At 72.1% G+C, this 22,908-nt stretch carries 26 protein-coding genes; 20 read left to right on the top strand and 6 right to left on the bottom strand.

Annotated elements, in window-relative coordinates:
• From DKL51_RS27205 to DKL51_RS27160, 9 genes are all read left to right on the top strand, one after another.
• Window positions 1–1,023 (top strand): LCP family protein (locus DKL51_RS27205; RefSeq protein WP_260428682.1); only part of this gene is annotated, 1,023 nt, incomplete at its 5' end.
• A gap of 209 nt (window positions 1,024–1,232) precedes the next feature.
• Window positions 1,233–2,438 carry an LCP family protein gene (locus DKL51_RS27200; protein WP_109947566.1) on the top strand — a complete coding sequence of 402 codons (1,206 nt, stop codon included), beginning with the start codon at window positions 1,233–1,235 and terminating at the stop codon, window positions 2,436–2,438.
• Between the two features lie 255 nt (window positions 2,439–2,693).
• Window positions 2,694–3,569, top strand: a complete 876-nt coding sequence (locus DKL51_RS27195; protein ID WP_109947567.1) for an LCP family protein — start codon at window positions 2,694–2,696, stop codon at window positions 3,567–3,569.
• 29 nt (window positions 3,570–3,598) lie between these two features.
• A complete protein-coding gene (locus tag DKL51_RS27190) occupies window positions 3,599–3,934 on the top strand; it encodes a rhodanese-like domain-containing protein (protein ID WP_109947568.1) in 336 nt (111 codons plus the stop codon).
• A gap of 13 nt (window positions 3,935–3,947) precedes the next feature.
• A complete protein-coding gene (locus DKL51_RS27185; RefSeq protein WP_109947569.1) occupies window positions 3,948–4,739 on the top strand; it encodes a glycerophosphodiester phosphodiesterase in 792 nt (263 codons plus the stop codon).
• 155 nt (window positions 4,740–4,894) lie between these two features.
• Window positions 4,895–6,292, top strand: a complete 1,398-nt coding sequence (gene tnpB / locus DKL51_RS27175) for an IS607 family element RNA-guided endonuclease TnpB (RefSeq protein WP_260428681.1) — start codon at window positions 4,895–4,897, stop codon at window positions 6,290–6,292.
• Between the two features lie 22 nt (window positions 6,293–6,314).
• Window positions 6,315–7,769, top strand: coding sequence for a PAS domain-containing sensor histidine kinase (locus DKL51_RS27170; RefSeq protein WP_109947571.1), 1,455 nt, complete (start codon window positions 6,315–6,317; stop codon window positions 7,767–7,769).
• A gap of 71 nt (window positions 7,770–7,840) precedes the next feature.
• Window positions 7,841–8,257, top strand: a complete 417-nt coding sequence (locus tag DKL51_RS27165; RefSeq protein WP_243422715.1) for an ATP-binding protein — start codon at window positions 7,841–7,843, stop codon at window positions 8,255–8,257.
• Between the two features lie 60 nt (window positions 8,258–8,317).
• Window positions 8,318–9,202 carry a DUF5926 family protein gene (locus tag DKL51_RS27160; protein WP_109947573.1) on the top strand — a complete coding sequence of 295 codons (885 nt, stop codon included), beginning with the start codon at window positions 8,318–8,320 and terminating at the stop codon, window positions 9,200–9,202.
• 11 nt (window positions 9,203–9,213) lie between these two features.
• Here the strand turns inward: DKL51_RS27160 and DKL51_RS27155 are convergent, their stop codons facing one another.
• Window positions 9,214–10,434 carry an arginine deiminase gene (locus DKL51_RS27155; RefSeq protein WP_109947574.1) on the bottom strand — a complete coding sequence of 407 codons (1,221 nt, stop codon included), beginning with the start codon at window positions 10,432–10,434 and terminating at the stop codon, window positions 9,214–9,216.
• Between the two features lie 163 nt (window positions 10,435–10,597).
• On the opposite strand from DKL51_RS27155, the gene DKL51_RS27150 reads away from it, so the two are divergent.
• The 4 genes from DKL51_RS27150 (at window position 10,598) to pheA (ending at window position 13,688) form a co-directional block, all read left to right on the top strand.
• A complete protein-coding gene (locus DKL51_RS27150) occupies window positions 10,598–11,335 on the top strand; it encodes a hypothetical protein (protein WP_109947575.1) in 738 nt (245 codons plus the stop codon).
• A 222-nt stretch (window positions 11,336–11,557) separates the two neighbouring features.
• Window positions 11,558–12,016: a hypothetical protein gene (locus tag DKL51_RS27145; protein WP_109947576.1), complete on the top strand. Its 459-nt coding sequence runs from the start codon at window positions 11,558–11,560 to the stop codon at window positions 12,014–12,016.
• 219 nt (window positions 12,017–12,235) lie between these two features.
• Window positions 12,236–12,727 carry a hypothetical protein gene (locus tag DKL51_RS27140; protein WP_124812637.1) on the top strand — a complete coding sequence of 164 codons (492 nt, stop codon included), beginning with the start codon at window positions 12,236–12,238 and terminating at the stop codon, window positions 12,725–12,727.
• 10 nt (window positions 12,728–12,737) lie between these two features.
• Window positions 12,738–13,688: a prephenate dehydratase gene (pheA, locus tag DKL51_RS27135; RefSeq protein WP_109943810.1), complete on the top strand. Its 951-nt coding sequence runs from the start codon at window positions 12,738–12,740 to the stop codon at window positions 13,686–13,688.
• Window positions 13,689–13,731: 43 nt separating this feature from the next.
• Here the strand turns inward: pheA and DKL51_RS27130 are convergent, their stop codons facing one another.
• The 3 genes from DKL51_RS27130 to DKL51_RS27120 form a co-directional block, all read right to left on the bottom strand.
• Window positions 13,732–14,454 (bottom strand): AIM24 family protein, encoded by a 723-nt coding sequence (locus DKL51_RS27130; protein WP_109943811.1) that lies wholly within the window; start codon window positions 14,452–14,454, stop codon window positions 13,732–13,734.
• A 93-nt stretch (window positions 14,455–14,547) separates the two neighbouring features.
• Entirely contained in the window at window positions 14,548–14,907 is a 360-nt protein-coding gene (locus DKL51_RS27125) for a metallopeptidase family protein (protein ID WP_185734932.1), read from the bottom strand.
• Between the two features lie 36 nt (window positions 14,908–14,943).
• A complete protein-coding gene (locus DKL51_RS27120; protein WP_109943812.1) occupies window positions 14,944–15,375 on the bottom strand; it encodes an OsmC family protein in 432 nt (143 codons plus the stop codon).
• Between the two features lie 157 nt (window positions 15,376–15,532).
• Here DKL51_RS27120 and DKL51_RS27115 point away from each other — a divergent pair, with 157 nt between their 5' ends.
• The 3 genes from DKL51_RS27115 to DKL51_RS27105 all read left to right on the top strand — a co-directional run bounded on the left by DKL51_RS27115 (window position 15,533) and on the right by DKL51_RS27105 (window position 18,090).
• Window positions 15,533–16,282, top strand: coding sequence for a hypothetical protein (locus tag DKL51_RS27115; protein ID WP_109943813.1), 750 nt, complete (start codon window positions 15,533–15,535; stop codon window positions 16,280–16,282).
• A 174-nt stretch (window positions 16,283–16,456) separates the two neighbouring features.
• The gene (locus DKL51_RS27110; RefSeq protein WP_109943814.1) at window positions 16,457–17,278 is read left to right on the top strand and encodes an HAD family hydrolase; all 822 of its coding nucleotides are present in this window, start codon (window positions 16,457–16,459) and stop codon (window positions 17,276–17,278) included.
• A complete protein-coding gene (locus DKL51_RS27105; protein WP_124812636.1) occupies window positions 17,278–18,090 on the top strand; it encodes an HAD family hydrolase in 813 nt (270 codons plus the stop codon). The genes DKL51_RS27110 and DKL51_RS27105 overlap by 1 nt, the downstream gene beginning before the upstream one ends.
• A gap of 3 nt (window positions 18,091–18,093) precedes the next feature.
• On the opposite strand, the gene DKL51_RS27100 is transcribed toward DKL51_RS27105, so the two are convergent.
• Entirely contained in the window at window positions 18,094–18,684 is a 591-nt protein-coding gene (locus tag DKL51_RS27100; protein WP_109943816.1) for a bacterial proteasome activator family protein, read from the bottom strand.
• 85 nt (window positions 18,685–18,769) lie between these two features.
• Here DKL51_RS27100 and DKL51_RS27095 point away from each other — a divergent pair, with 85 nt between their 5' ends.
• Together DKL51_RS27095 and DKL51_RS27090 are read left to right on the top strand one after the other, a co-directional pair.
• A complete protein-coding gene (locus tag DKL51_RS27095; protein WP_109943817.1) occupies window positions 18,770–19,597 on the top strand; it encodes an alpha/beta hydrolase family protein in 828 nt (275 codons plus the stop codon).
• Window positions 19,598–19,646: 49 nt separating this feature from the next.
• Window positions 19,647–20,870, top strand: a complete 1,224-nt coding sequence (locus tag DKL51_RS27090; RefSeq protein ID WP_124812635.1) for an ABC transporter substrate-binding protein — start codon at window positions 19,647–19,649, stop codon at window positions 20,868–20,870.
• Window positions 20,871–20,943: 73 nt separating this feature from the next.
• On the opposite strand, the gene ddaH is transcribed toward DKL51_RS27090, so the two are convergent.
• A complete protein-coding gene (gene ddaH / locus DKL51_RS27085; RefSeq protein ID WP_369008648.1) occupies window positions 20,944–21,777 on the bottom strand; it encodes a dimethylargininase in 834 nt (277 codons plus the stop codon).
• Between the two features lie 59 nt (window positions 21,778–21,836).
• Between ddaH and DKL51_RS27080 the strand changes: the two genes are divergently transcribed.
• Together DKL51_RS27080 and DKL51_RS27075 are read left to right on the top strand one after the other, a co-directional pair.
• The gene (locus DKL51_RS27080; protein ID WP_109943820.1) at window positions 21,837–22,295 is read left to right on the top strand and encodes an Lrp/AsnC family transcriptional regulator; all 459 of its coding nucleotides are present in this window, start codon (window positions 21,837–21,839) and stop codon (window positions 22,293–22,295) included.
• 174 nt (window positions 22,296–22,469) lie between these two features.
• Window positions 22,470–22,908 (top strand): alcohol dehydrogenase catalytic domain-containing protein (locus tag DKL51_RS27075; RefSeq protein ID WP_185734931.1); only part of this gene is annotated, 439 nt, incomplete at its 3' end.

Below are 22,908 nucleotides of genomic sequence, written 5' to 3'. Positions count from 1 at the left end.
CCCGGCCGGCGCGGCCCCCGACCGCGCTGGGGCCGGATCGGCCTGGTGGCCGGGGTGGCGGTGCTGGTGCTCGCGCTGCTCGGCGGCGTGGGTGCCTGGTTCTACGCCCGCAACCTCAACGACGACCTGGGCCGGACCGACCCGTTCTCGCAGATCACCGGCGGCCGGCCGGCCAAGCCGGTCGACGGCGCGCTGAACATCCTGCTCGTCGGCAGCGACTCCCGGGACCCGGACGCCCCGGTGGAGAGCGCCGGCAAGTGGCGGGCGGACACGCTGATCGTCATGCACATCCCGGCCGACCACAAGCAGGCGTACCTGGTCTCCATCCCGCGCGACCTCTACGTGCCGATCCCGGAGAGCGCCGGCGCGGACTGCGACTCCGGCCAGCGCGCCAAGATCAACGCGGCCTTCGCGTTCGGCGGCCTGCCGCTCGCGGTCAAGACCGTGGAGTGCTTCACCGACGTCCGGATCGACCACGTGATGGCGATCGACTTCGCCGGGTTCAAGCAGGTCACCGACGCCCTCGGCGGGGTGGACCTCAAGGTGGAGCGGACCATCACCTCGATCCACAAGCCGTACCGGACGTTCACCAAGGGCGTGAACCACATGAACGGCGAGGAGGCGCTGGACTGGGTCCGCCAGCGCAAGCAGTTCCCCGAGGGCGACTTCGCCCGGATGCGGCACCAGCAGGAATTCCTCAAGGCGCTGATGGATAAGGCCGCCAGCACCGGCACATTGACCAACCCCGCGAAGTTGAACGCCTTCCTCAAGGCCACCACCGACGCGGTCACGGTCGATCAGGGATTCTCGCTCGTCGACATGGCCATGCAGTTCCGCAGCCTGCGCAGCGAGAACCTGACCTTCATCACCAGCCCCAACCTCGGCAGCGACATGGTCAACGGCGAGTCGGTGGTGGTCTCCGACCGGGAGAAGGCGCTGGCGATGTACCAGGCGATGACGGCGGACACGATGGCCGACTGGGTGAAGGCGAACCAGCAGAGCGGGACGGGCGACGGCGGCTGACCCGGAGCCCTCGAAAACACACGCAGCCGGTCGGCGGCAAGCCTCGCCTCAGGGCAGGCAAACCCCCGACCGGCTGCTTTCAATTGTCCGTTCGGGCAATCCGCCACGACGAGTGCCGAGATAAGCCGGAATAGCCTGCGACGAGGTCGCCAGAACGGGAACGGGTTACGTACAGTGGTGCCGCCCCCGATCATCGAGCTGGAGCACGCATGCCGGTCCAGACCAGCCGTCGCCCACAGTCACTGGATCCCGGAGCACCCGGGCGGGTGCCGCCGTTCACCCCGACGCCCCCCGGACCGGGCTCCGGCGGGGGTAAGAAGCGCAGCCGCCGCAAGGACCCGCTCTGGGCGCGGCTCACGCTGATCTTCGGCGCGGTGCTGATGATGACCAGCGGCCTCGCCATCGTCGGCAGCAAGGCGGTGATCGGCCAGGCCACCAGCAGCATCGACCAGGGCAACCTGCTCGGTGACGCGGGCAAGACCGACGCCGAGGGCGGCAGCAGCCTGAAGGGCCCGATCGACATGCTGCTGCTCGGCGTGGACGCCCGGCAGCGCTGGGCCGCCGACGACGTCCGATCGGACACGATCATCATCCTGCACATCCCGGCCACCCACGACCAGGCGTACCTGATCTCGATCCCGCGGGACACCGAGGCGCAGATCCCACCCTTCAAGAAGAGCGGCTACCAGGGTGGCACAGACAAGATCAACGCGGCCTTCCAGGCGGGTGCCCGAAACGGCGGCGGCTGGGAGGGCGGCGCCCAACTGATGGCCAAGACCATCAAGAACATGACCGGGATCAGCTTCGACGGCGCGGCGATCATCAACTTCGGCGGCTTCAAGAACGTCATCGACGCCCTCGGCACCGTCCGGATCTGCGTCAGCCAAGATACGCCCTCACACCACATGTCCTGGGTCGACGGCAAGGCGATGTGGAACGCCGACGCGAAGAAGACCGGCAAGCCGATGACCCCCGTGGTGCACAAGAAGGGCTGCAAGGAGATGGAGGGCTGGGAGGCCCTCGACTACGCCCGCCAGCGGTACCACCTGCCGAACAGCGACTACGACCGGCAGCAGAACCAGCAGCAGCTCATCAAGGCGATGGCCAAGAAGGCGAGCCAGGAGGGCATGCTGACCAACCCGATCAAGCTCAACAAGCTGATCCAGGCGGCCGGCAAGTCCCTGATCTTGGACACAGGCAACGTCCCGATCGACGACTTCATCTTCACCATGAAGGGCGTCAGCGGCAACGATCTGGTCACGCTGCGCACCAACGGCGGCACCTACAGCCCGAATGCGAACCACACCCGGGAAACCCTCAACGCGCTGAGCATGGAGATGTTCAAGGCGGTCAAGGAGGACAAGCTCGGTGAGTTCATCTACGCCAACCCGAGCGTCCTCTCTACACGTAAATGAGCGGGGTGACCCGGCGGTAGCTGCGCGGAAAGCGGCCACCGCCGGGTGTCCCGGCCCGTAGCCTGACGTGAGCGGGTCTCATGTCACGGCTGCGGGAGGGGTGCCACGTCCAGGCCAGCACGGACCAGACGCGGGCGGGCCGGACCAGGCGCCCGCTGGCCCCGGTTCCTGCTCGGCGGTGGGCTCGCCCTGATCCTCCTCGCCACGGTCGCCGTCACCGGGCTGCACTGGCTGACCAACCGGTACAACCGCGCGGTGGTCAAGGAGCAGTTGCTCGACTCCAGCGCCCGGCAGAAGCGAACCGACCTCTCCGGCGCGCTCAACTACCTCCTGGTCGGCTCGGACCACCGGGCGGGCGCCACCGCAGAGGACCAGCGCTCGGACAGCATCCTCATCGTGCACGTGCCGGCCGGCATGCGACAGGCGTACCTGATCTCGATCCCCCGGGACCTGCTGGTCGCCATCCCGCCCGCGCCCGGCTACGGCGGCGGGCAGGACAAGATCAATGCGGCGTACGAGCACGGTGGCGGCGGTGAGGCCGGCACCCGCCTGCTCTCCGCCACCCTCACCCGGCTCACCGGCCTCCGTTTCGACGGCGCCGCGCTGGTCGACTTCTCCGGTTTCCAGCAGGTCATCGACCTGCTCGGGGGCATCCAGATGTGCGTGGACACCCCGGTCCGCTCGATCCACACGAAGACCCTCTTCACCCCCGGCTGCCAGCAGATGGACGGCGCCCGGACCCTCGACTACGTCCGCCAGCGGTACGACCTGCCCGGCGGCGACTACGACCGGCAGCGGCACCAGCAGCAGATGCTCCGGGCGGTACTGGACAAGGCGGGCCAGACACACCTGCGCAACGATCCGGTGAAACTCGACCAGGTGCTCCGGGCGGTGGGCGGCTCGCTGACCGTGGACACCAACGGCGTACCCGTGGAGAACCTGGTCTTGGCGCTCCGTTCGCTGCCCGCGGACGCGCTGCGCGGGGTGCAGGTCCCGTCGTACCCGCAGACCATCGACTCGGTCTCCTACGTGCTGCTCGACAACGGGAGCGACGGGCTCTTCGACGCCCTCCGCGGCACCCGGATGCCGCAGTGGGCCGGCGCAAATCCCCGCTGGGTCAACCGGCTCTAGCCCGGCGGGGCCGTCTAGGCTTGGTAGCCGTGTTCGGACCCCAGGTTCCCAGCGTGCCCGCGTCGGCCGTCCCCGACGACATTTACCTGCTCGACGTCCGGGAGGACGACGAGTGGAAGGCCGGCCACGCGCCGGATGCCCACCACCTGCCGATGATGGAGCTGCCCGCCCGGCTGGCCGAGGTGCCGGACGACCGGGAGGTCGCGGTGATCTGCCGCTCCGGCGGACGCTCCGCGCAGGTGGTGACCTACCTGATGCGCAACGGCTGGGACCAGGTGCGCAACGTCGACGGCGGCATGGGCGAGTGGGCCGTCGCCGGCCGACCGGTGGTCACCGACGACGGACAGCCGGGCCGGGTCCTGTAGAAATCGACCGGCAATGGCCAACCCCCTGGTCTTCGCCCATCGCGGCTCCTCGTACGACCTGCCTGAGCACACCCTCGCCGCGTACCTGCGCGCCCTCGACGAGGGTGCCGACGGGCTGGAGTGCGACGTCCGGCTGACCCGCGACGGGCACCTGGTCTGCGTGCACGATCGCCGGCTCGACCGGACCAGCAACGGTCGCGGGCTGGTGAGCGCGCGTACCCTCGCCGAGCTGGAGGCGCTCGACTTCGGCTCGTGGCACCCGGGCGCGGTCCCGGCCGACGGGGACGAGCCGCTGGACGAGTCGCACACCCGCCTGCTCACCCTGGAACGGCTGCTCGAGGCGGTGCTGGCCGCCGGGCGGCCGGTCCGGCTCCTCGTGGAGACGAAGCACCCCACCCGCTACGGGCGGGACGTGGAACGCCGGCTGGTCACCCTGCTGCGCCGGTACGGGCTGGCCGAGCCGAAACCGGACGACCCGGTACAGGTCACGGTGATGTCCTTCGCCCCGGTCGCCGTACGCCGGATCCGCGACCTCGCTCCCGGCCTGCCCACGGTGCTGCTGCTGGAGGCGCTGCCGCGCTGGCTGCGGCTCGGCCGGCTGCCCTTCGGCACCCGGATCGCCGGACCGGGGATCGCCCTGGTCCGGGCCCGCCCGCAGCTCGTCCCCGCGCTGCGGGCGGCCGGCAACCAGGTCTACGTCTGGACGGTCAACGAGCCGGAGGACCTGGAGCTGGTCCTCGAGGCCGGGGTGGACGGGGTGATCACCGACCGCCCGGCCCGCGCGCTGGCGCGGCTGGGCCGCTGACCACGGGCGACACGCTGCCCGTCGGACGACCCCCGGCGGGCCAACAGCCCGCCGGTCCTCCCCCGGCGGCCGATCCGGGCCGTCCGCCCTGGCGTACTACGTGTGGCGTTGATGGCTGCGGGTGAATGTCGGACCGGGTGGTTATCGTGCCGGCCGTGGAACACCGGGACCGGCGCAGCGTCATCCAGGCATACCGGTTCGCACTGGACCTGACCTCGGCGCAGCAGCGGGCGGTGCTCGCGCACGCGGGGGCGGCCAGGGTGGCGCACAACTGGGCGCTGGCCCGGGTGAAGGCGGTGATGGATCAGCGGGCCGCCGAACGCACTTACGGCATCGGCGAAGCGGACTTGACCCCGACGCAGGGGTGGTCGCTGCCGGCGCTGCGCAGGGCGTGGAACGCGGCGAAGGGCGACGTGGCGCCGTGGTGGACCGGGTGCTCGAAGGAGGCGTTCAACACCGGACTGGACGCGCTGGCCCGGGCGTTGAAGAACTGGTCCGACTCCCGTTTGAGTAAGCGGGCCGGGCGGCCGGTGGGTTTCCCCCGGTTCAAGTCACGCCGCCGGTCCACCCCGTCGGTGCGTTTCACCACCGGGGCCATCCGCGTCGAGCCGGACCGTAAACATGTTGTGCTGCCCCGACTCGGCCGGCTGAAGCTGCACGAGTCGGCTCGTAAGCTTGCTCGCCGGCTCGAGGCGGGCACCGCCCGGGTCGTGTCGGCGACGGTGCGCCGCGATGGTGGGCGGTGGTACGTGTCGTTCACCTGCGCGGTGGAGCGCGTCGGACGCATGCCGGCACGCCCGGGAGCGACCGTCGGTGTCGACCTGGGTGTGAAGTATCTGGCGGTTCTGTCCACCGGTGAGCTGCAGCCGAACCCGCGTTACCTGGATGCCGCCGCCCGCCGGTTGCGGCGTCTGGGCAGGCACGCCTCTCGCCGGATCGGCCCTGACCGGCGCACCGGTCGACGGGCGTCAAAGCGGTGGGAGCGGGCACGCGCCCAGCTCGGCCGGGCGCACGCCAGGGTGGCGAACCTGCGCCGCGACGGCCTGCACAAGCTAACCACCCGGCTCGCCCGCGAGTACGGCACCATCGTGGTCGAAGACCTCAACGTGTCCGGGATGCTGCGCAACCGCAGGTTGGCTCGGCACATCGCCGATGCCGGGTTCGCCGAACTACGCCGGCAACTGGCGTACAAGACCTCATGGAACGGCGGCCGACTGGCGGTGGCCGACCGCTGGTATCCGTCCTCGAAGACCTGCTCGGGCTGCGGCGCGGTGAAAACCAAACTCGCCCTGTCCGAGCGGACTTACACCTGCACCATCTGCGGCCTGGTCCTTGACCGGGACGCCAACGCCGCACGGAACCTGGCCGCACTGGCGGTCACCGTCGCCGGGAGTGGCCCGGAGACGCTAAACGGACGTGGAGCCGACCGTAAGACCCCGCTCGCGGTGCCGGTGGCTGTGAAACGTCAACCCGGCACCGCCACCGCGGGCAAGACCGGGACCGTCCCACCGCAAGGTAGGACATCCAATCATGTGCTCACTTACGCAACATGAATGGACGCGGCACACTCGGGACATGCCGGAGCGTACCGACTTCCCCGCCCTCATCGCCGGCCACACCAGCGTGATCAAGATGATCAACTCCGGGGACGCCGGGCTGCCCGTCCTCACCCAGCTGCTCCGCGTCGTCCAGCCGGCGATCGGCGCGGCCGGCCTGGCGTTCGTCGAGTTCGCCCCCACCGGCGGCCGGGTGATCGCGGCGACCGGCGCCGCCGCCTGGACCGTCGGCCGACCGCTGCCGGCCGCCGACCCGGCCACCGTCTGCCTCCTCTCCGGCCCCTCGCTACGCCAGGTACGGGTCGACTCGATCCCCGGTGCGCTCGCCGACGAGCTGGCCGGCCGGGGACTGCCACGCATGATCGTCGCCCGGGCCGAGATCGGCGGGCTGACCGTCGGCAGCCTGCACGCCCTCTACCACGACGGTGACCCGGAGGACACCTCCGAGCACGCCGTCATCGGCTACATCGCCTCCTGCATCGCCCACATGTACGGCGACCAGACCGGCCTGCCGGTGCACGGCGACGGGCCGGTGGTGGCGGCGCTCGCCGACGGGCTCGCCGTGGTGGACCGGGAGCACCACGTCCGGCTCTGGAACCCGGCCGCCGCGCAGGTGACCGGCCGCTCCGCCGCGGAGGCGCTGAACCACCCGCTGCCGTTCCCGCTGCCGCCGTCCGGGCAGGTGCTCGACCACCGGCTACCCGACGGCCGCTGGCTGCGGATCACCTCCGGGGAGCTGCCGGGCCCGGGAACCCTGCGCGTGGTGACCTTCCGGGACATCACCGACCAGCAGCGGCGCGACCACGAGCGGGACCTCTTCGTGGCGGTGACAAGCCACGAGCTGCGTACCCCGGTCACCGTGATCAAGGGGTACGCGGACACCCTGACCGACCACTGGGAGTCGCTCAGCGACAACGACCGCCGGCAGGCGGCCCGGATCATCGGCCAGCGGGCGAACGAGCTGGCCCGGCTCGTCGACCGGCTGCTCTCCGCCGCCACCGAGAACCGGCCCGGCGGGGAGTCCGGCGCCCCCTTCGACCTGGTCGACGCGCTGCGTGCCGCGGTGACCGACCTGCCGGCGGACGTCCGGCACCGGATCGTCCTCGACCTCCCGGCCGACCTGCCCAAGGTGCTCGGGGACCGGCACAGCCTGGCCACCGTGCTGACCGAGCTGAGCACCAACGCCGGGAAGTACTCGCTGCCGGACACCCCGATCGAGGTGAGCGCGTCGGCGGACGAGCGGACGGTCTCCTTCCGGGTCGCCGACCGGGGCATCGGCATCCGACCCGAGCACGTGGAACGGGCGTTCGACCGGTTCTGGCAGGGCGAGTCCGGCGACCGCCGGCGCTACCCGGGCGCCGGGCTCGGCCTCTATCTCGTCCGGCAGATCGTTGAACAGCAGAATGGATGGGTATCCCTCCGACCGAGGATCGGTGGGGGTACCGTCGCAGAGGTGCGGCTGCCCCGGGGTTGACCTCGGGCGATGGGCGCCGACGGGGGGAAGGGACGGCGGTGTCGACGGGTTCGGCGGAAAGATCGTGGTGCGTGGTGGTGCCCCATCACGCCACCGGCGCGCGCCTGGCCCGGCACCGGCTCGCCGACGAGCTGGCTGACGTCGTACCGCCCGCCCTGCTGGCCGACCTGGTGTCCGTCCTCGCGGAGCTGGTCGGCAACGCCGTCCGGCACGCCGACCCGCTGCCCGGTGGGGTGGTCCGGGTGGCCTGGCGGCTGACGCCGACCGCCGACGGCCAGAGCGTCCAGATCCGGGTCACCGACGGCGGCTCCAACTCCGGCCCGCTGATGCGGGCGGCCACCCCGGACGCGATCGACGGCCGCGGGCTGCACATCGTCTCCGGCCTGGCCAGCCGCTGGGGGGTCGAGCGGGACGGCCTCGGCCAGAGCGTCTGGGCCGAGTTCGACCCGTTGGCCTCGCCCCGGCCGGACCTGGTCGCGGCCGGCTGAGCAGGCCGCCGGGCGGGTCCTTCCCACCTCGGCCCGGCGCGGCCTCTAGGCTGTCTCGCCGTGAGCAAGCGTCGAAAGAGCCAGCGGGCCGCCGAAGCCACCCCGAAGCGGGAGAAGGTGCGGGACATCTTCGTGCCCCGACCGTTCGCGGGGCTGACCGACGAGCCGGAGTGGATCGCGCTGCGCGAGCTGGTCCCGGCCGCCACGGCGCCGCTGCGGCTGACCCCGGAGCTGGTCGAGGAGTACGGCGACCGCCCGGTCACCCTGGCCACCGTGCTGCCGCTGGCCGCCCCGGCGATGACCAAGCCGGACGGCCGGGTCTTCATCGGGCTACAGCGGCACCAGCAGTCCGGTGACGTCTCCCGGGACCTGGCCGAGGCGCTGCTCTGCGCGCTGCGCACCGAGCCGGGCGGCCAGGTCTCCGTGCCGCCGCTGCCCGGGCCCGGTCCCCGCCTCCAGGACGTCCTGGTCGACGGCCCGCTGGAGATCACCATGCACGACGGTTTCGAGTTCTGGCTCGACCCGGGTGCCACCGACGACCCGAACGTGCAGGCCTCCCTGGAGCGGGCCAACGCGGCGGTCTACCCGACCGTCCGGTTGGCGGCCGCCCGGGCGGCGTACTGGTGCCAGGTGCCGGAGAAGGCCCACGTGCGCTGGGTGCTGCCGGACGACGAGGACACCGCGCTGGATGCGCTGGCCCGGCTGAGCGTGGCGGGCACGCTGACCCTCGGGGAGAACACCCGCTTCGCCGGGATGTTCCGGGCGCACGGCCGGCTGGTGCCGGTCTGGGACCTGCCCGAGGAGGTGCCGGCGACCGAGTGGGAGGCGCCGGTCGCGGCCTTCGCCGAGCGGTACGCCGAGGCGCTGGAGGAGAAGGAGCCGCTGGACGGGGCGGGCCGCCGGGCCCGGCACGGCCTGGTCGGCCGCCAGCTCACCCTCCGCTGACGGGTTCCGCCCTACAGCTGTACGGGTCGTAGCGGCTCGCGGACCAGCGGGCAGGACATGCAGCGTGGGCCGCCCCGGCCGGAGCCCAGCTCCGAGCCGGCGATCGCGATCACCTCGATGCCGGCCCGTTCCAGCTGGGCGTTGGTCTCCACGTTGCGCTCGTAGCCGACGCAGAGCCGGGGCGCGAGGGCGAGGGTGTTGTTGCCGTCGTCCCACTGCTCCCGTTCGGCGGTGACCGGGTCGAGCCCGGTGTCGATCACCCGGAGCTGGTCCAGGTCCATCGCGTCGGCGGCGGCGCGCAGGAACGGCGCCGGCCCGTCCACCCGCAGCTCGTCGCCGTCCGCCCCGGCGATGACCGTGTACGCCGACAGCGTGCTGGCAATGTTCGGGTACATCAGCACCGCGTCGACGTCGACCATCGTGCAGACGGTGTCCAGGTGCATGGTGGCCCGCTCCTGCGCGATCGGCACCACCAGGATGGTGTGCGCCAGGCCGGCGGCGAAGACCTGCCGGGCGAGCCGTTCCGCCCCGGCCGGGGTGGTCCGCTCGCCCACCCCGACGGCGAGTACGCCCGGCGCGAGCAGCAGCACGTCACCGCCCTCCAGGTGCTCCATCTCGGGGTGGTAGACGAACTCGGTGCCGGCGAAGCGCGGGTGGTACCGGTAGATCGCGTCGGTCAGCGTGGTCTCCCGCCGCCGGGCCGGCATGGCCAGGCTGGTCACCCCGACCCGGTCGCCGATCCAGACCGAGGAGTCCCGGGTGAAGAGCAGGTTCGGCAGCGGATCGATGACGAAGTCGTGCCGGTCCATCAGTGTCCAGACCAGACCGCCCGGCCGGTCGGGGCCGATCCGCACCTCCTCGTGTGCCAGGCCGGCGGTGAACACGTCGGCGAGGGCGGCGGGGTCGAGGTAGGTGAGGTGATCGGCGACCCGGCGGCGCAGCGTGTCGCCGAGCCGGGGCGACCGGAGCACCAGCTCGGTCAGCTCGGCCCGGGCGTCGGCGACGGCGAGCGTCTCGGCGAGCAGCGTGGCGAGGTAGAGCACCTCCACACCGCGACTGCGCAGGGCGGCGGCGAAGGCGTCGTGCTCCTCCTGCGCCCGCCCCACCCAGGGGATAGCGTCGAAGAGCAGCGAGTCGTTGTTGCGGGGGGTGAGCCGGGCGAGCTCCGGCCCGGGGCGGTGCAGCAGCACCGTGCTGAGCCGACCGACCTCGCTGTCCACGTAGTGGGTCACCTTCGCAGCGTAGGACAGGGTTCAGCGCCATCCGAGAAAAGAAGAGTGGATGAATATGGCATTCATCCACCGTCATTCCGGTGTCCCAACTTGCCGAGCCCCGGGGTCCGCAACGTAGGGTAGTGGAGACATAACTTGCAGGGACCTTTTGCCGGAGGTCGCGATGACTGTCTTCCCCGCTCGCCGAGGCGTACCGACCCGCGCACTGCCGCCCGTCACGGTGCCACATCCCCGAGCCGAGCCAACCTCGGCGCTCGAACCGTCCCGGCCCACTCCCCTGGAGTGGGCCCGTCGTCGTCGGGCCGAGCGCGATGCCCGTCGGCTGGAGGCGGCCGGGGCCCGTGCCCTCGGCCAGCTCGACCATCTCGGTCCCGCCTGGCACGTCATCGAGTGGCCCCGGACGGACGTCTCGGACGTCCTCCTCAACCCTGGGCAGGACGAGCGGGCCGGGTTCCTGGCCATCGGTCCGAGCGGCCTCTTCGCGGTCACCATCGCCGACCACGGCCGGGCGCGGGTGCTCGTCGCGGGAGACGTCGTGCAGATCAACGGCAAGCGTCCGCCCTATGTGGCCGAGGCCCGCCGGGACGCCAAGCGGGCGAGCAAGGCGCTCTCCGACGCGGTCGGCCTGCCGATCCCGGTCACCCCGGTGCTGACCTTCGTCGGCTCCGGGGTGATCAGTGTCTACGGCCTTCCGAAGGACTGCCTGATGGCCACCCACCGGGAGCTGGACCGACTCCTGGTGGCGGGCGGCAACCGGATCAGTCCCGACACCGCGGAGAAGCTGTCCCGGGTCGCCCAGCACCCGAGCACGTGGCTCAACGGCACGTACCGTCCAGCAGCCGACTACCGGTGGTATGACGAGGGCCGAACGGCCGCTGACAAGCGGGCCGCCCACCGGTAACGTCTGCGGCGACGCCACGCGGTCCGGGGATCGGCCTCGGCAGGTCCCGTCGGTCCGCGCCGTCGCCGACCGCCCGCTCGCCGGGCACGCGTCGCACCACCCTCGTGGCACGGTTGCCCGGGCACCCGGAGCGCGCCGGCGGCCGGTGGATCCAGCGCGGTCGAGCGGTGGTCACGTCGACCGGCTAGCGTGGACAGACCGTCGGTGTACATAGGAGGCGCGGTGGCCCACGTCGAACTCTCGCTCTCGGAAGTGTTTTCGCCGGCGGCGGACACACCGGCAGAGCCGGAGTCCGACAACGTCGGGCAGTGGTCGAGCACCGTCTCCCACGCAGCGGAGCCCTGCCTGTTGATCGACGCCGACACCACCGTGGTGGCCATCTCGTCGTCCGGATGCGAGCTGCTCTGCCTCGGTGCCCCCGAGGACGTGATCGGGTATCCGCTTCTGGACGGCGGCCTACGGCTGGTGGACTTCACGGCCAACAAGAGCGAGCTGACCGAGCAGGAGACCGACAAGATCCCGCCGCTGCTCGCCCTGCACTCCGGCCGGCTCGCCCGCGGGCTGCTCCGCGTCCAAGGGCCCGGCGAGGACGGGCCCGGGATCACTGTGGACGCGATCTCCACCCCGGTGCTCACCGACGGGGCGGTCGCCGGCTCACTCACCTTCTTCTCCGAGGTCTGATCTGCGCGACCGGCGCAACCGGGGGGGCTGGGACCGGCCGCCGTCCGCCTCGCCGAAGCGACGGCGCTGGGATGGCCGGACACCGCGTCCACGAGCGAGCTTCACCTCGACGGGCGATCCTCCTACGATGGGCTCGGCCACCCGGCCACCACGACGTTCGCCGATGCCGAGGATCGGACCGTGCCACCCACCGCGCCACGCCCCGTCACCCTCCGGCGGCTGACCGTCCCGGTCGTGCTGCTCGCCCTGCTGCCCCTCGCCGCCTGCGGCACCCCACCCGAGCTCCGGCAACCCACCCGGCAGACCGCTGCCGCGCCGACCCCCACCGCGACACCGAGCCCCCCGCCGCCGACCGTGGCGCCCACCACCCCGGCCGTCCCGACCCTCAGCCCCACCGCCTCCGACCTGGTCGCCGTGCCGTGCCGGTCCGGCCCCTCCGGGGACCGGGTGATCGCGCTGCTGCGCGGCTCCGCCGGGGTGCTCCCCCGCACCGTACGGGCCGAGGTCCGGACGGGGCCGCTCTGCGCGGGAGGCTGGCAGTACACCGTGCTCGACGTGACCGGGCACGAGCAGCTCCAGGTGGTGACCCGCGGCCGACCCACCGCACTGAAGCTGGTCACCGCCGGGACGGACGTGTGCGGGGTGGAGGTACGGGCGGTCGCGCCACCCGGCATCCGGACGTTGGCCTGCGACGCCGTTCCGGGTGCGTAGGCTGGTCGCCATGCCGGGAACACCGCCGACCCGCTTCGTCTACCTCGGGCCCGAGGGCACCTTCGCCGAGCAGGCGCTGCGTACCGTGCCCGCCGCGGAGCACGGCACCCGTACGCCCGCCCGCAGCGTCGGCGAGGCGCTGGACAGCGTACGGGCCGGGGACGCCGACGCGGCCCTGGTGCCGCTGGAGAACTCGATCGGCGGCGCGGTCGGGGTGACCCTCGACGAGATGGCCGAGGGCGAACCGCTGGTGATCACTCGCGAGGTGATCCTGCCGGTGGAGTTCGTGCTGGCCGCCCGTCCGGGGACGGCGCTCGCCTCGGTCCGCAGTGTGGCGGCGCACCCGCAGGCGTCCACCCAGTGCCGGGGCTGGCTCCGGGACCACCTGCCCGACGCGGCCGTGGTCGACGTGCTCTCGAACGGTGCCGCCGCGGCGGGCGCGGCCGCCGGCGAGTACGACGCCGCCATCTGCGCCCCGATCGGGGCGGCCCGGCACCGGCTGACCGTGCTCGCCGACAAGATCGCCGACCACCCGGATGCGGTCACCCGGTTCGCGCTGGTGTCCCGCCCCGGCCCGCCGCCGCCCCCGACCGGGGACGACGTCACCTCGCTGGCCATCTACATCGCCCACGACCGGGTGGGTGCGCTGCTGTCGGTGCTGATGGAGCTCGCCGTGCGGGGGGTCAACCTGACCCGGATCGAGTCCCGACCCACCGGCGAGGCGCTCGGCCGGTACGTCTTCTTCCTCGACTGCACCGGCCACGTCGCCGACGTCCGGCTCGGTGAGGCGTTGCAGGGTTTGCGCCGGGTCTGCGCCGAGGTGCGCTTCCTCGGGTCGTATCCGCGGCACCGGTGGAGCCCGGCGGAACGGCCGGTCCCCGCTCCGCCGGGCCTCTCCGACGCCGACTACGCGGACGCGGCGGCCTGGCTGGCCCGGCTCCGCGCGGGCGAGCTGAGCTGACGGTGCGGGGACGCCCGGACGGGGCGTCCCACGCACCCGACGATCACTGCAACAGGCCGCCGAGCAGGCCACCCTGCTGCTGCTGAACGCCGCTGCCCTGCACCGGCGGCTCCTCGGAGGGCTGCACCACCACGAAACCCTGACCGGCGAAGCTCATGGTGAACGCCTCACCGGTGCTGCGGCCGAGCAGCGAGCCCAGGCCGAGCTGCTCGGCCCGGTGGTAGCCGGTCTGCAGGTTGGCCGACCAGCAGACCGCCGCCTGCGGGTCGACGTACGTGGGCTGGTCGACGTTGAGCACCACCGGGGTGCCCTTGGTGGTGATCGCGATCCGGCCCTGTCCGGTGAAGACGCAGTTGAACAGGCCGGCCGACGAGGCCATCCCCATGCCGCCGACCATCTTGATGTCGTACTGCAGGGTGGAGTCGAAGGCGAGCACGCTCGATCCGTTGATGGAGAGGGCGTCGCCGGGCTCCAGGTCGATGATGTGCACGTCCTTGGAGAGCTCCGCGAGGAACACGTCGCCTCGGCCGGACAGCTTCATCAGGGGGACGCCCTCGCCGGTCAGGCGCTGCTTGATGAATTTGCCGATGCCGCCGGAGCCGAGCGCCTGGAACTGCACCTGCCCCTGGTACGCGACCATGGACCCGACCCGGGCCATCGCCTCGCCGTTGAGCTCGATCTTCAGCATCTTGGAGTTCTGCAGCCGCATGCCCGGCTGCTGGGACTCCTTTTCAAGGTTCTCCGCGGAGAACAGCGCGCTGCGCATGGATTTCCTCCTGCATCGGGGTGTGCCTCCCCGCAGGCTAGGAGACCCGCGCAACAGCGGGCATCGGCCGAGGGGAGCGCGGCAGGAGCCCGGTCAGGCCCAGCCCAGCGTGTGCAGCCGTTCGTCGTCGATGCCGAAGTGGTGGGCGATCTCGTGCACCACCGTGACGGCGACCTCCTCGATGACGTCGTCGTCGGTGTCGCAGATCCGCAGGATCGGATTCCGGTAGATGAGGATGCGGTCCGGTAGGACACCGGAGTAGTCCCAGCCCCGAGCGGTGAGCGCGTGCCCCTCGTAGAGGCCGAGCAGATCCTCACCCGGGGGTGGGTCGTCCTCGACCAGGATGACCACGTTGTTCATCAGCCCGAGCAGCTCCTCGGGCACCTCGTCGAGGGCCTCGCCGACCAGCTCCTCGAAGCGCTCACGGCTCATCTCGACCGGCACGCCGCCCATTCTGCCCGACGGGCCGGGTGGCGTGCCGGTACGAGATCAGGAGGCGAGGCGGGCCGTGACGGTGATCTGCGCGCCTGGGGAGAGCAGCCGGGAGATCGGGCAGTTCTCCTTGGCGGTCTCGGCCAGCTTGCCGAACTGCGCCTCGTCCATGCCCGGCGCCTGGCCGACGGTCTCCAGGTCGATCCGGGTCACGGCCATGCCCGCGTCGGTCTTGTCGAAGTGCACCTTGGCGGTGGTCTCGACCGAGGTGTCGGTGGCGCCCGCGTCGGCGAGCTGCTTGGAGAGGGCCATCGAGAAGCAGCCGGCGTGCGCCGCGCCGATCAGCTCCTCGGGGTTGGTCCCCTCGCCCTCCTCGAAACGGGACTTGAAGGAGTAGTTGCCGGTCAGGCCGCCCTTGCCGGTGCGCATGGTCCCGGAGCCGTCGGTGAGGTTGCCCTGCCAGTGTGCGGAAGCGGTACGGATAGGCATGTCCCGACGCTAACGGAAACCGGCCGGGGTCGCAGCGACCGCTCGATATGGGATCGCTCGCCGGACAACGGCCCCATCAGGTCGGACTTGCGGTACCTCTGGCCGCCTGCGGGCTGTGTCATGATTCGGCTCAGGCCCGCGTGCGGAAGGGTGGCCGATGTCCCAGGATCTCCCCATCCCCCGGCAGGACAACCGCTCCGACGAAACCACCGTGGTCGGGTGGGGGGAGGGCGATCGCGCGCCCGCCGGCCGGTTCGGTCGCTCACTGGCCGGACTGGGGCGGGATCATCGGCTGCCGATGGTGCTCGCCGGGCTGGGCGCGGTGGCCGCGGTCGCCTCGCTGATCGGCGAGTGGCTGGTCATGACGGTGCCGAACGGTGGTCCCGAGGGGAACACCACGATCCAGGTCCCGGGCGGGGTGGCCGGGGTGGGCGGCTTCGGCGTCGCGTACTTGGTGGGCCTGCTCGGCCTGGCCGGCGCGGTGGCCCTGGCCCTGCGCGGCACGCCCGGCGTCCGGCACAACGCCCGGGTGGCCGGCCTGGCGCTCGCGGCGGCGGTGCTGGCCGTCCTGACCGCGACCGCGCTCTCCCTCGACGACTCCGACCAGCGAGCCCTCTTCTACTCCTCCGAGGAGGGCTTCCGGGTCGACTACGGGCGGGGCCTGGTGACCGCCTTCCTGGCCGCGCTGCTGCTCGCGGCGGCGCTGCACCTCTCCGGCAAGGTCCCGGCGAAGCAGCCGGGCGAGAGCCTCACGCAGCCGGAGGACGGGGCGGAGCCCGAGGACGGCCCGGCGACGTCGGGCTGGCGCCGCCGACGTGAGCGGTTCGTCGACGACCGGCCGCCCGCACCGACCGACCTGACGGTCGAGCCCACCGTGCCGTTCGCCCGCCCCGAGCCGCCGATCTGACCGGATCGTTCCGGGGACCGGCCACCGGACGGCTGCCACGGGTTGGTGCCCGATTCGCCGGGAAGCCATGGTTGCGACCTGTTCCGCGAGGTACGGTTGCTGCCCGCCGTTCCGTGGGCCGAGGCACCGACGACCAGGACGGCTGGCGCGACGGCGGCGGGCGAAGGAGGAACCATGACCCGCCCGGGCCTGCCCAAGCTGATCGCCACCGACCTCGACGGGACGCTCGTCCGCAGCGACGACACCGTCTCGGCGTACACCCACGAGGTGCTCGACCGGGTGCGGGCCGCCGGGATCCCGGTGGTCGGCGCGACCGGTCGCGGACCGCGGCTGACCGAGCTCACCCGCAACGACATCCGCGCCGCCGACTTCCTGGTGATGGCCGGCGGGGGGCGGGTGGTCGACCAGAGCGACCCGGCCGGCCCGGTGGTGCTGCGTGACGAACGCCTCCCCGGGGAGTTGCTCGCCCGGCTCCTCGCCGACCTGGAGGCCGAGGTCGGCCCGCTGACCGTGATGGTGGAGGCGTCCGACGAGCAAGACGCCCCGCTCTGGGGCGACTACCACCCGAGCTGGCCGTACCCGGACCGGTTCGAGGCGCGCACCCGGGCCGAGTGCCTCTCCACCGATGTGATCAAGGCGTTCGCCCGGACCGCCGACCACCACGTGGACGAGCTGCTGGCGGCCGCCCGCCGGATCGTGCCGCCGGAGCTGGCCACGCTCACCCAGGCCGGGCTCGGCTTCATCGAGATCTGCCCGCCCGGGGTGGACAAGGCGACCGGCCTCGCCGTGGTCGCGCAGACCCTCGGGGTGGACCCCGCCGAGGTGCTGGTCTTCGGTGACATGCCCAACGACCTGCCGATGTTCGCCTGGGCCGGTTGGGCCCGGGTGGCGGTCTCCAACGCCCACCCGGAGGTCCGCGCCGCCGCCGACGAGGTGACCCTGCGCAACGACGACGACGGCGTCGCCGTCTACCTGGACCGACTACTCTCCCGGTGATGGGAGAGGCACCTCGGCTGGTCGCGACCGACATCGACGGCACCCTGCTCCGGGACGACCGGACGCTCAGCCCGCACACCGCGGCGGTGCTGGCCCGGATCTCCGCCGCGGGCACGCCGGTCGTGCTGGTCACCGGCCGTCCGATCCGCTGGCTCCAGCTGGTGTACGACCAGCTCGCCGCGCCACTTCCGGCGATCTGCGCCAACGGCGCGGTGGTGTACGACCCGGTCGCCGACGAGGTGCTCCGGGCCGACCCGCTCGCCCCGGACCTGCTGGCCGAGGTGGCCCGGCGGCTGCGGGCCGAGGTGCCCGGGGTGAGCTTCGCGGTGGAGATCGTGGACAGCCGGCAGATGCGGCACGAGGCGCACTACCCGCTGCGCTGGGACGCGGACCACGACGCGATCCGGGCGGTCGAGTCGCCGGAGGAGCTGCTCGCCCTGCCGGCGGTGAAGCTGCTGGCCCGGGCCGGCGAGCAGGACCCGGACGCGTTCCTCCAGGTGGTGGCCGCGGCGTTGGAGGGGCTGGCCGAGGCGACCCACTCGTCGTACAGCGGGCTGGTGGAGATCTCCGCCGCCGGGGTGACCAAGGCGGCGGGCCTGGCCTGGTACTGCACCCGCCTCGGCATCGACGAGCGGGACGTGCTGGCCTTCGGTGACATGCCCAACGACGTACCGATGCTGACCTGGGCGGGCCGATCGGTCGCGGTCGCCAACGCGCACCCCGCCGTCCTGGAGATCGCCGACGAGGTGACGGCGGCGAACTCCGAGGACGGCGTGGCGGCGTACCTGGAGAAGGTCTTCGGGGTGGGCTGAGGTCTACAGGTACTGGCCCGTCGCGTGGCCCTCGTTCGGCGGCGGCATGCCGGGCATCCCCGGCACCATCCCGCCCGGCCCGCTGGGCAGGGCCTGCCGGCCGGAGCGCATCTGCTCCAGCTGCACCCGGGCGGCCATCTGCTGGGCCACCAGCGCGGCCTGGATGCCGTGGAACAGCCCCTCCAGCCAGCCGACCAGCTGGGCGTGCGCGATCCGGAGCTCGGCCTCGCTGGGCGCCTGGTCCTCGGTGAAGGGCAGCGAGATCCGCTCCAGCTCCTCGCGCAGCTCGGGGGCGAGCCCCTCCTTCAGCTCGACGATCGACCGCTCGTGGATCTCGCGCATCCGGTGCCGGCTGGCGTCGTCGAGCGGCGCCGCCTTGACCTCCTCCAGCAGCTGTTTGATCATGCTGCCGATCCGCATCACCTTGGCCGGCTGCTCGACCAGGCGGGTCGGGTCCTCGCCCGGTCCCTCCTCGGTCGGCATGGTGCCGACCGGCCGCCCGTCGGGGCCGATCACCACCACGGTGCCGGGGATGCCGTCCTTGCCCTGCTCGTCGTCCTGTCCAGCGGAGCGCGCTTCGGTCATGGGACCCATCTTTACCCAGCGCCCGCCACCGGCATGCGGCGGGCACCCGCTACCGGCCCGGAACCACCCGGGCGGGGCGTACTACCGTCGCTCCATGCCCGCAGACCCGCGCGACGTGCTCACCCGGCCCGCCCCGGCGCCGGACGCCACGGTGGCCTACGGCGACCATCCCGAGCAGCTTGCCGATCTGCGCCGACCCGCCGGCACCGGTCGGGCCCGTCCGCTGGTGATCGTGGTGCACGGCGGGTTCTGGCGTGCCGAGTACGACCGCAGCCACACCGGGCCGATGGCGGCGGCGCTGGCCGCGCTGGGCCACCCGGTCGCCCAGGTCGAGTACCGGCGCACCGGCCAGCCCGACGGCGGCTGGCCGCACACGCTGACCGACGTGCTGACCGGGGTGGCGGCGCTGCCCGAGCTTGCCGCGGCGGTGATGCCGGATCGGGTGGCGCCGGTGCCGCCGATCCTGGTCGGTCACTCGGCCGGCGGGCACCTGGCGCTCTACGTCGCCGCCCACGCGCCGACCACGGTCGGCGGCGTACTGGCGCTCGCCCCGGTCGCGGATCTCGCCGAGGCGTACCGGCTGGACCTGGACGCCGGGGCGGTGGCCGCGCTGCTCGGCGGCGGCCCGGCGGATGTGCCGGACCGGTACGCGGCCGCGAACCCGTCGGCCTTGGTGCCCATTCGTGTACGGAGCGTAGTGATGCACGGAGTCCTGGATCGGCAGGTGCCGGTTACGATGAGCCGCACATGGGTCGCGGCGGCTCGGGCAACGGGCTCGCCTGTCACCCTTGTTGAGCTGCCCGAATGCGAGCATTTCGGACTCATAGCGCCCGACTCGACGGCGTGGCCGCGGGTGGTCGACGCGTTGCGGTCCCTGCACGATGATCTTCCCGGCATTGACGCAGCGTCGCCAACCAGGTAGAACGCCGAGGGGGCGCTCGGCCCTCGCAGCGCTTTTTGGAAGGAAATCGGTGTCGCAGATGAACCGCAGGCGGGCCCTTCAACTGCTGGCCGCGCTCGGTACCACCGGACTGGCGGCCGGCTGCGGCTCCGACTCCGAGAGCACCACGCCCACCACCTCCGCCAGCCCGATCAAGATCGGCCTCATCGCCCCTGAGAGCGGACCGAACCAGGCGATCGGTAAGGAGATCACGAACGGGTTCCAGCTCTTCCTCTCCCTCAACGAGCAGCGCCTCGGCGGGCACCCGGTGACGCTGGTGACCGCCGACGAGGGGGTCACCGCGAAGACCGGCCAGGCCGCCGTCGACGGCCTGCTCAAGCAGGGCGTGCTCGCCCTCACCGGCGTGGTCAGCTCAGTCGTCATGTCGGCCATCCGGGACACCGTCGAAACGGCCCGGGTGCCGCTGATCGGTTCCAACGCCTCGCCGCTCAGCCTGCAGAGCGTCGTCTACATCTGGCGCACGTCGTACGTCCTCGACGAGCCCGGTCGGGCGCTCGGCCAGTACCTCCGCCAGACCCTGCCGACCACCAGCCGGATCGCGCTGATCGCCGCGAACAACCCGAGCAGTCGCGACGTCATGGAGGGCTTCCGCCGAAACTACGAGAGCAGCGAGCGGCAGCTCCCCAAGGACGTCATCTGGACCACCAACGACCCCAACGCCCCCAAGAGCGCGTACTCCGCGCCCATCCAGGAGGCGTTGCGGCTTCACCCCGACGCGATCTTCTGCCACTTCACCGGGAAGGCGGCGGTGCAGTTCATCAAGCAGCTCTACGACGAGGGCTACCGGGGCTCCGTCTTCGCCCCCGGCTTCCTCACCGAGGGCGCCGTGCTGGGTGAGCTGGACGACGGGGAGAACGGCCAGGACCGGACGCACATCCTGAAGTACGGCATCGAGACCGCGCTGAACTACTCGCCCGACCTGAACAACACGGCCAACCGGGTGTTCGCCTCGGCGTACCGGAAGACGTTCACCGCCTCGCCGACCACGTACGCGATGGCCTCGTACGACGCGGCGCAGGTGCTCGACAAGGCGATCCGGCTGGCCGGCGAGAACCCCAACCCGCAGCAGGTCAACCTCGCGCTCGGCAAGATCGGGCAGATCGACAGCCCTCGGGGCGCCTGGCAGTTCAACCAGCCGCGCACCCCGCAGCAGAAGTGGTACCTGCGCCGGGTCCAGCTCGACGGCCGGATGCTGTCGAACGTCGTAATCAACGAGCTGGGCACGCTGGGCTGAACCCCCTCGTACGCCGAACGGGCGGCCTCCCCGCGGGGAGGCCGCCCGTTCCGTGCCCGGGGCGCGTCGCGGATCAGTGGCGCAGCTCGGCGATGCAGCACTTCACGCTGCCGCCGCCCTTCTTGAGCTCGGCCAGCTCGACCGCGACCGGGGTGTAGCCGGCCGCCTTCAGCTTGCCGGCCAGCCGGGTCGCCTCGCTGTTCAGCACCACGTTCGCGCCGTCACTGACCAGGTTGAGGCCGAAGGCCAGGGCGTCCTCGTCGTCGGCGATGACCGCGTCGGGGAAGAGCTGGGTGAGCACCCGCTGGCTGGCCGCCGAGAAGGCCCCCGGGTAGTAGACGATGTTCTCGTCGTCGATCGAGGCGAGCGCCACGTCGAGGTGGTAGAAGCGCGGGTCGACCAGGCGCAGCGAGACCACCGGTCGAGCGAGCGCCTCCTGCGCCTCGGCGTGCGCCGGCAGCTCGGTACGGAAACCGTGGCCGGCGAGGATCAACCCACCGTGCGCCTCCGGCAGGTACGCGAAGTCGCCCTCGCCCTCGTTGGTCTCGCTCGGCGCGATGAACCGCCAGCCCTGCGACTCGTAGAACGCCCGGTGCGCGGCGGCCTCCGCGGCCCGCTGCTCATGCTTGAACTGGGCGCCGTAGACCGTGCCGTCCACCACGAAGGCCCCGTTGGCCGCGTAGACCATGTCGGGCAGCCCCGGCTCGGGATTGAGCAGGTGCACCTCGTGGCCGAGGCCGACGAGCGTCTCCCGCAGGCGGTCCCACTGCTTGACCGCCAGCTCGGCGTCGACCGGCGCGGTCACGTCCATCCACGGGTTGATCGCGTACTCGACCGCGAAGTGCTCGGGCGAGCACATGAGGTATGTCCGCTTTCGCGGGACTCGCTGCTGGTTCACGGTCACCAAGGGTAGGTACGCTGCAACTTTGGTAACAGCCACAACCATTGCTTCCCAGAGGCGGAACGTTGCAGATAGACGCGGTTGATCAGCGAATCATTGCGTTGCTCGTGGCGGATGCCCGCGCGTCGTACGCGGACATCGGCGCCCGGGTGTCACTCTCCGCCCCCGCGGTCAAGCGACGGGTCGACCGGCTCCGATCGGCCGGGGTGATCCGCGGCTTCACCGCGGTCGTCGACCCCGCCGCGGTCGGCTGGACCACCGAGGCGTTCGTCGAGCTGTTCTGCGCCGGCCGGACCACCCCGGCGCAGATCGGGGCGGCCGCCCGCCGGCACCCCGAGGTGGTCGGCGCGTACACCGTCTCCGGGGAGGCGGATGCGCTGATCCACCTGCGGGCCGCCGACATCGCCCACCTGGAGGAGGCGCTGGAACGGCTGCGGGCGGAGTCCTTCGTGACCTCGTCCCGGAGCACCATCGTCCTCTCCCGCCTGGTCGAGTCCCCCGGCGTAGGCCCCTCCACGGGCTGACCCCTCTCCCTCCTCGCCGCCAAGATCCGCCTCTACGGAAAGGGTGGCCTGCCGGACGCTGAATGAGCCCTCTTTCCCGGAAAGTGTCGCCTCCCACAGGGGCGGCCCGACGCTTGACCTCACGTGCGGTTGAGGTTGTGGGGTGGACGGCGGGCGGGTGAGAGGGGGAAACGAATGCGGGCGGTGTGGCTGCGGGAGTTCGGCGGACCTGAGGTGCTGGTGCCGGGATCGGCGCCGGACCCGGTGCCCGGACCGGGGCAGGTGCTGATCGAGGTGGCACACGCCAACCTCACGTTCGTGGAGACCCTGTTCCGGGCGACCGGCTTCGGACCGTTCAACGGCCCCCTGCCGGTGATCCCGGGCAACGGCGTCGGCGGCGTGATCGCCCGGGTGGGTCCCGGGGTCGACCCGGCCCTCGTCGGGCGGCGGGTGGTCAGCAGCACCGGCGGCTCCGGCGGGTACGCCGAACGCGTGGTGGTGGACCGGAACGCGCCGTTCGAGGTGCCCGAGGGACTGCCGCTGGACCAGGCCGTGGCCCTGCTCGCCGATGGGCGTACCGCCACCATGCTGGTGCAGGCGGCGGGGCTGCGCGCCGGTGAGCGGGTACTGGTCG

The organism is Micromonospora globispora, assembly GCF_003857015.1.
Classification (GTDB): domain Bacteria; phylum Actinomycetota; class Actinomycetes; order Mycobacteriales; family Micromonosporaceae; genus Micromonospora; species Micromonospora globispora.
Note: the sequence above shows the minus strand (reverse complement) of the source record. Positions and strands in the feature narration are given on the sequence as shown.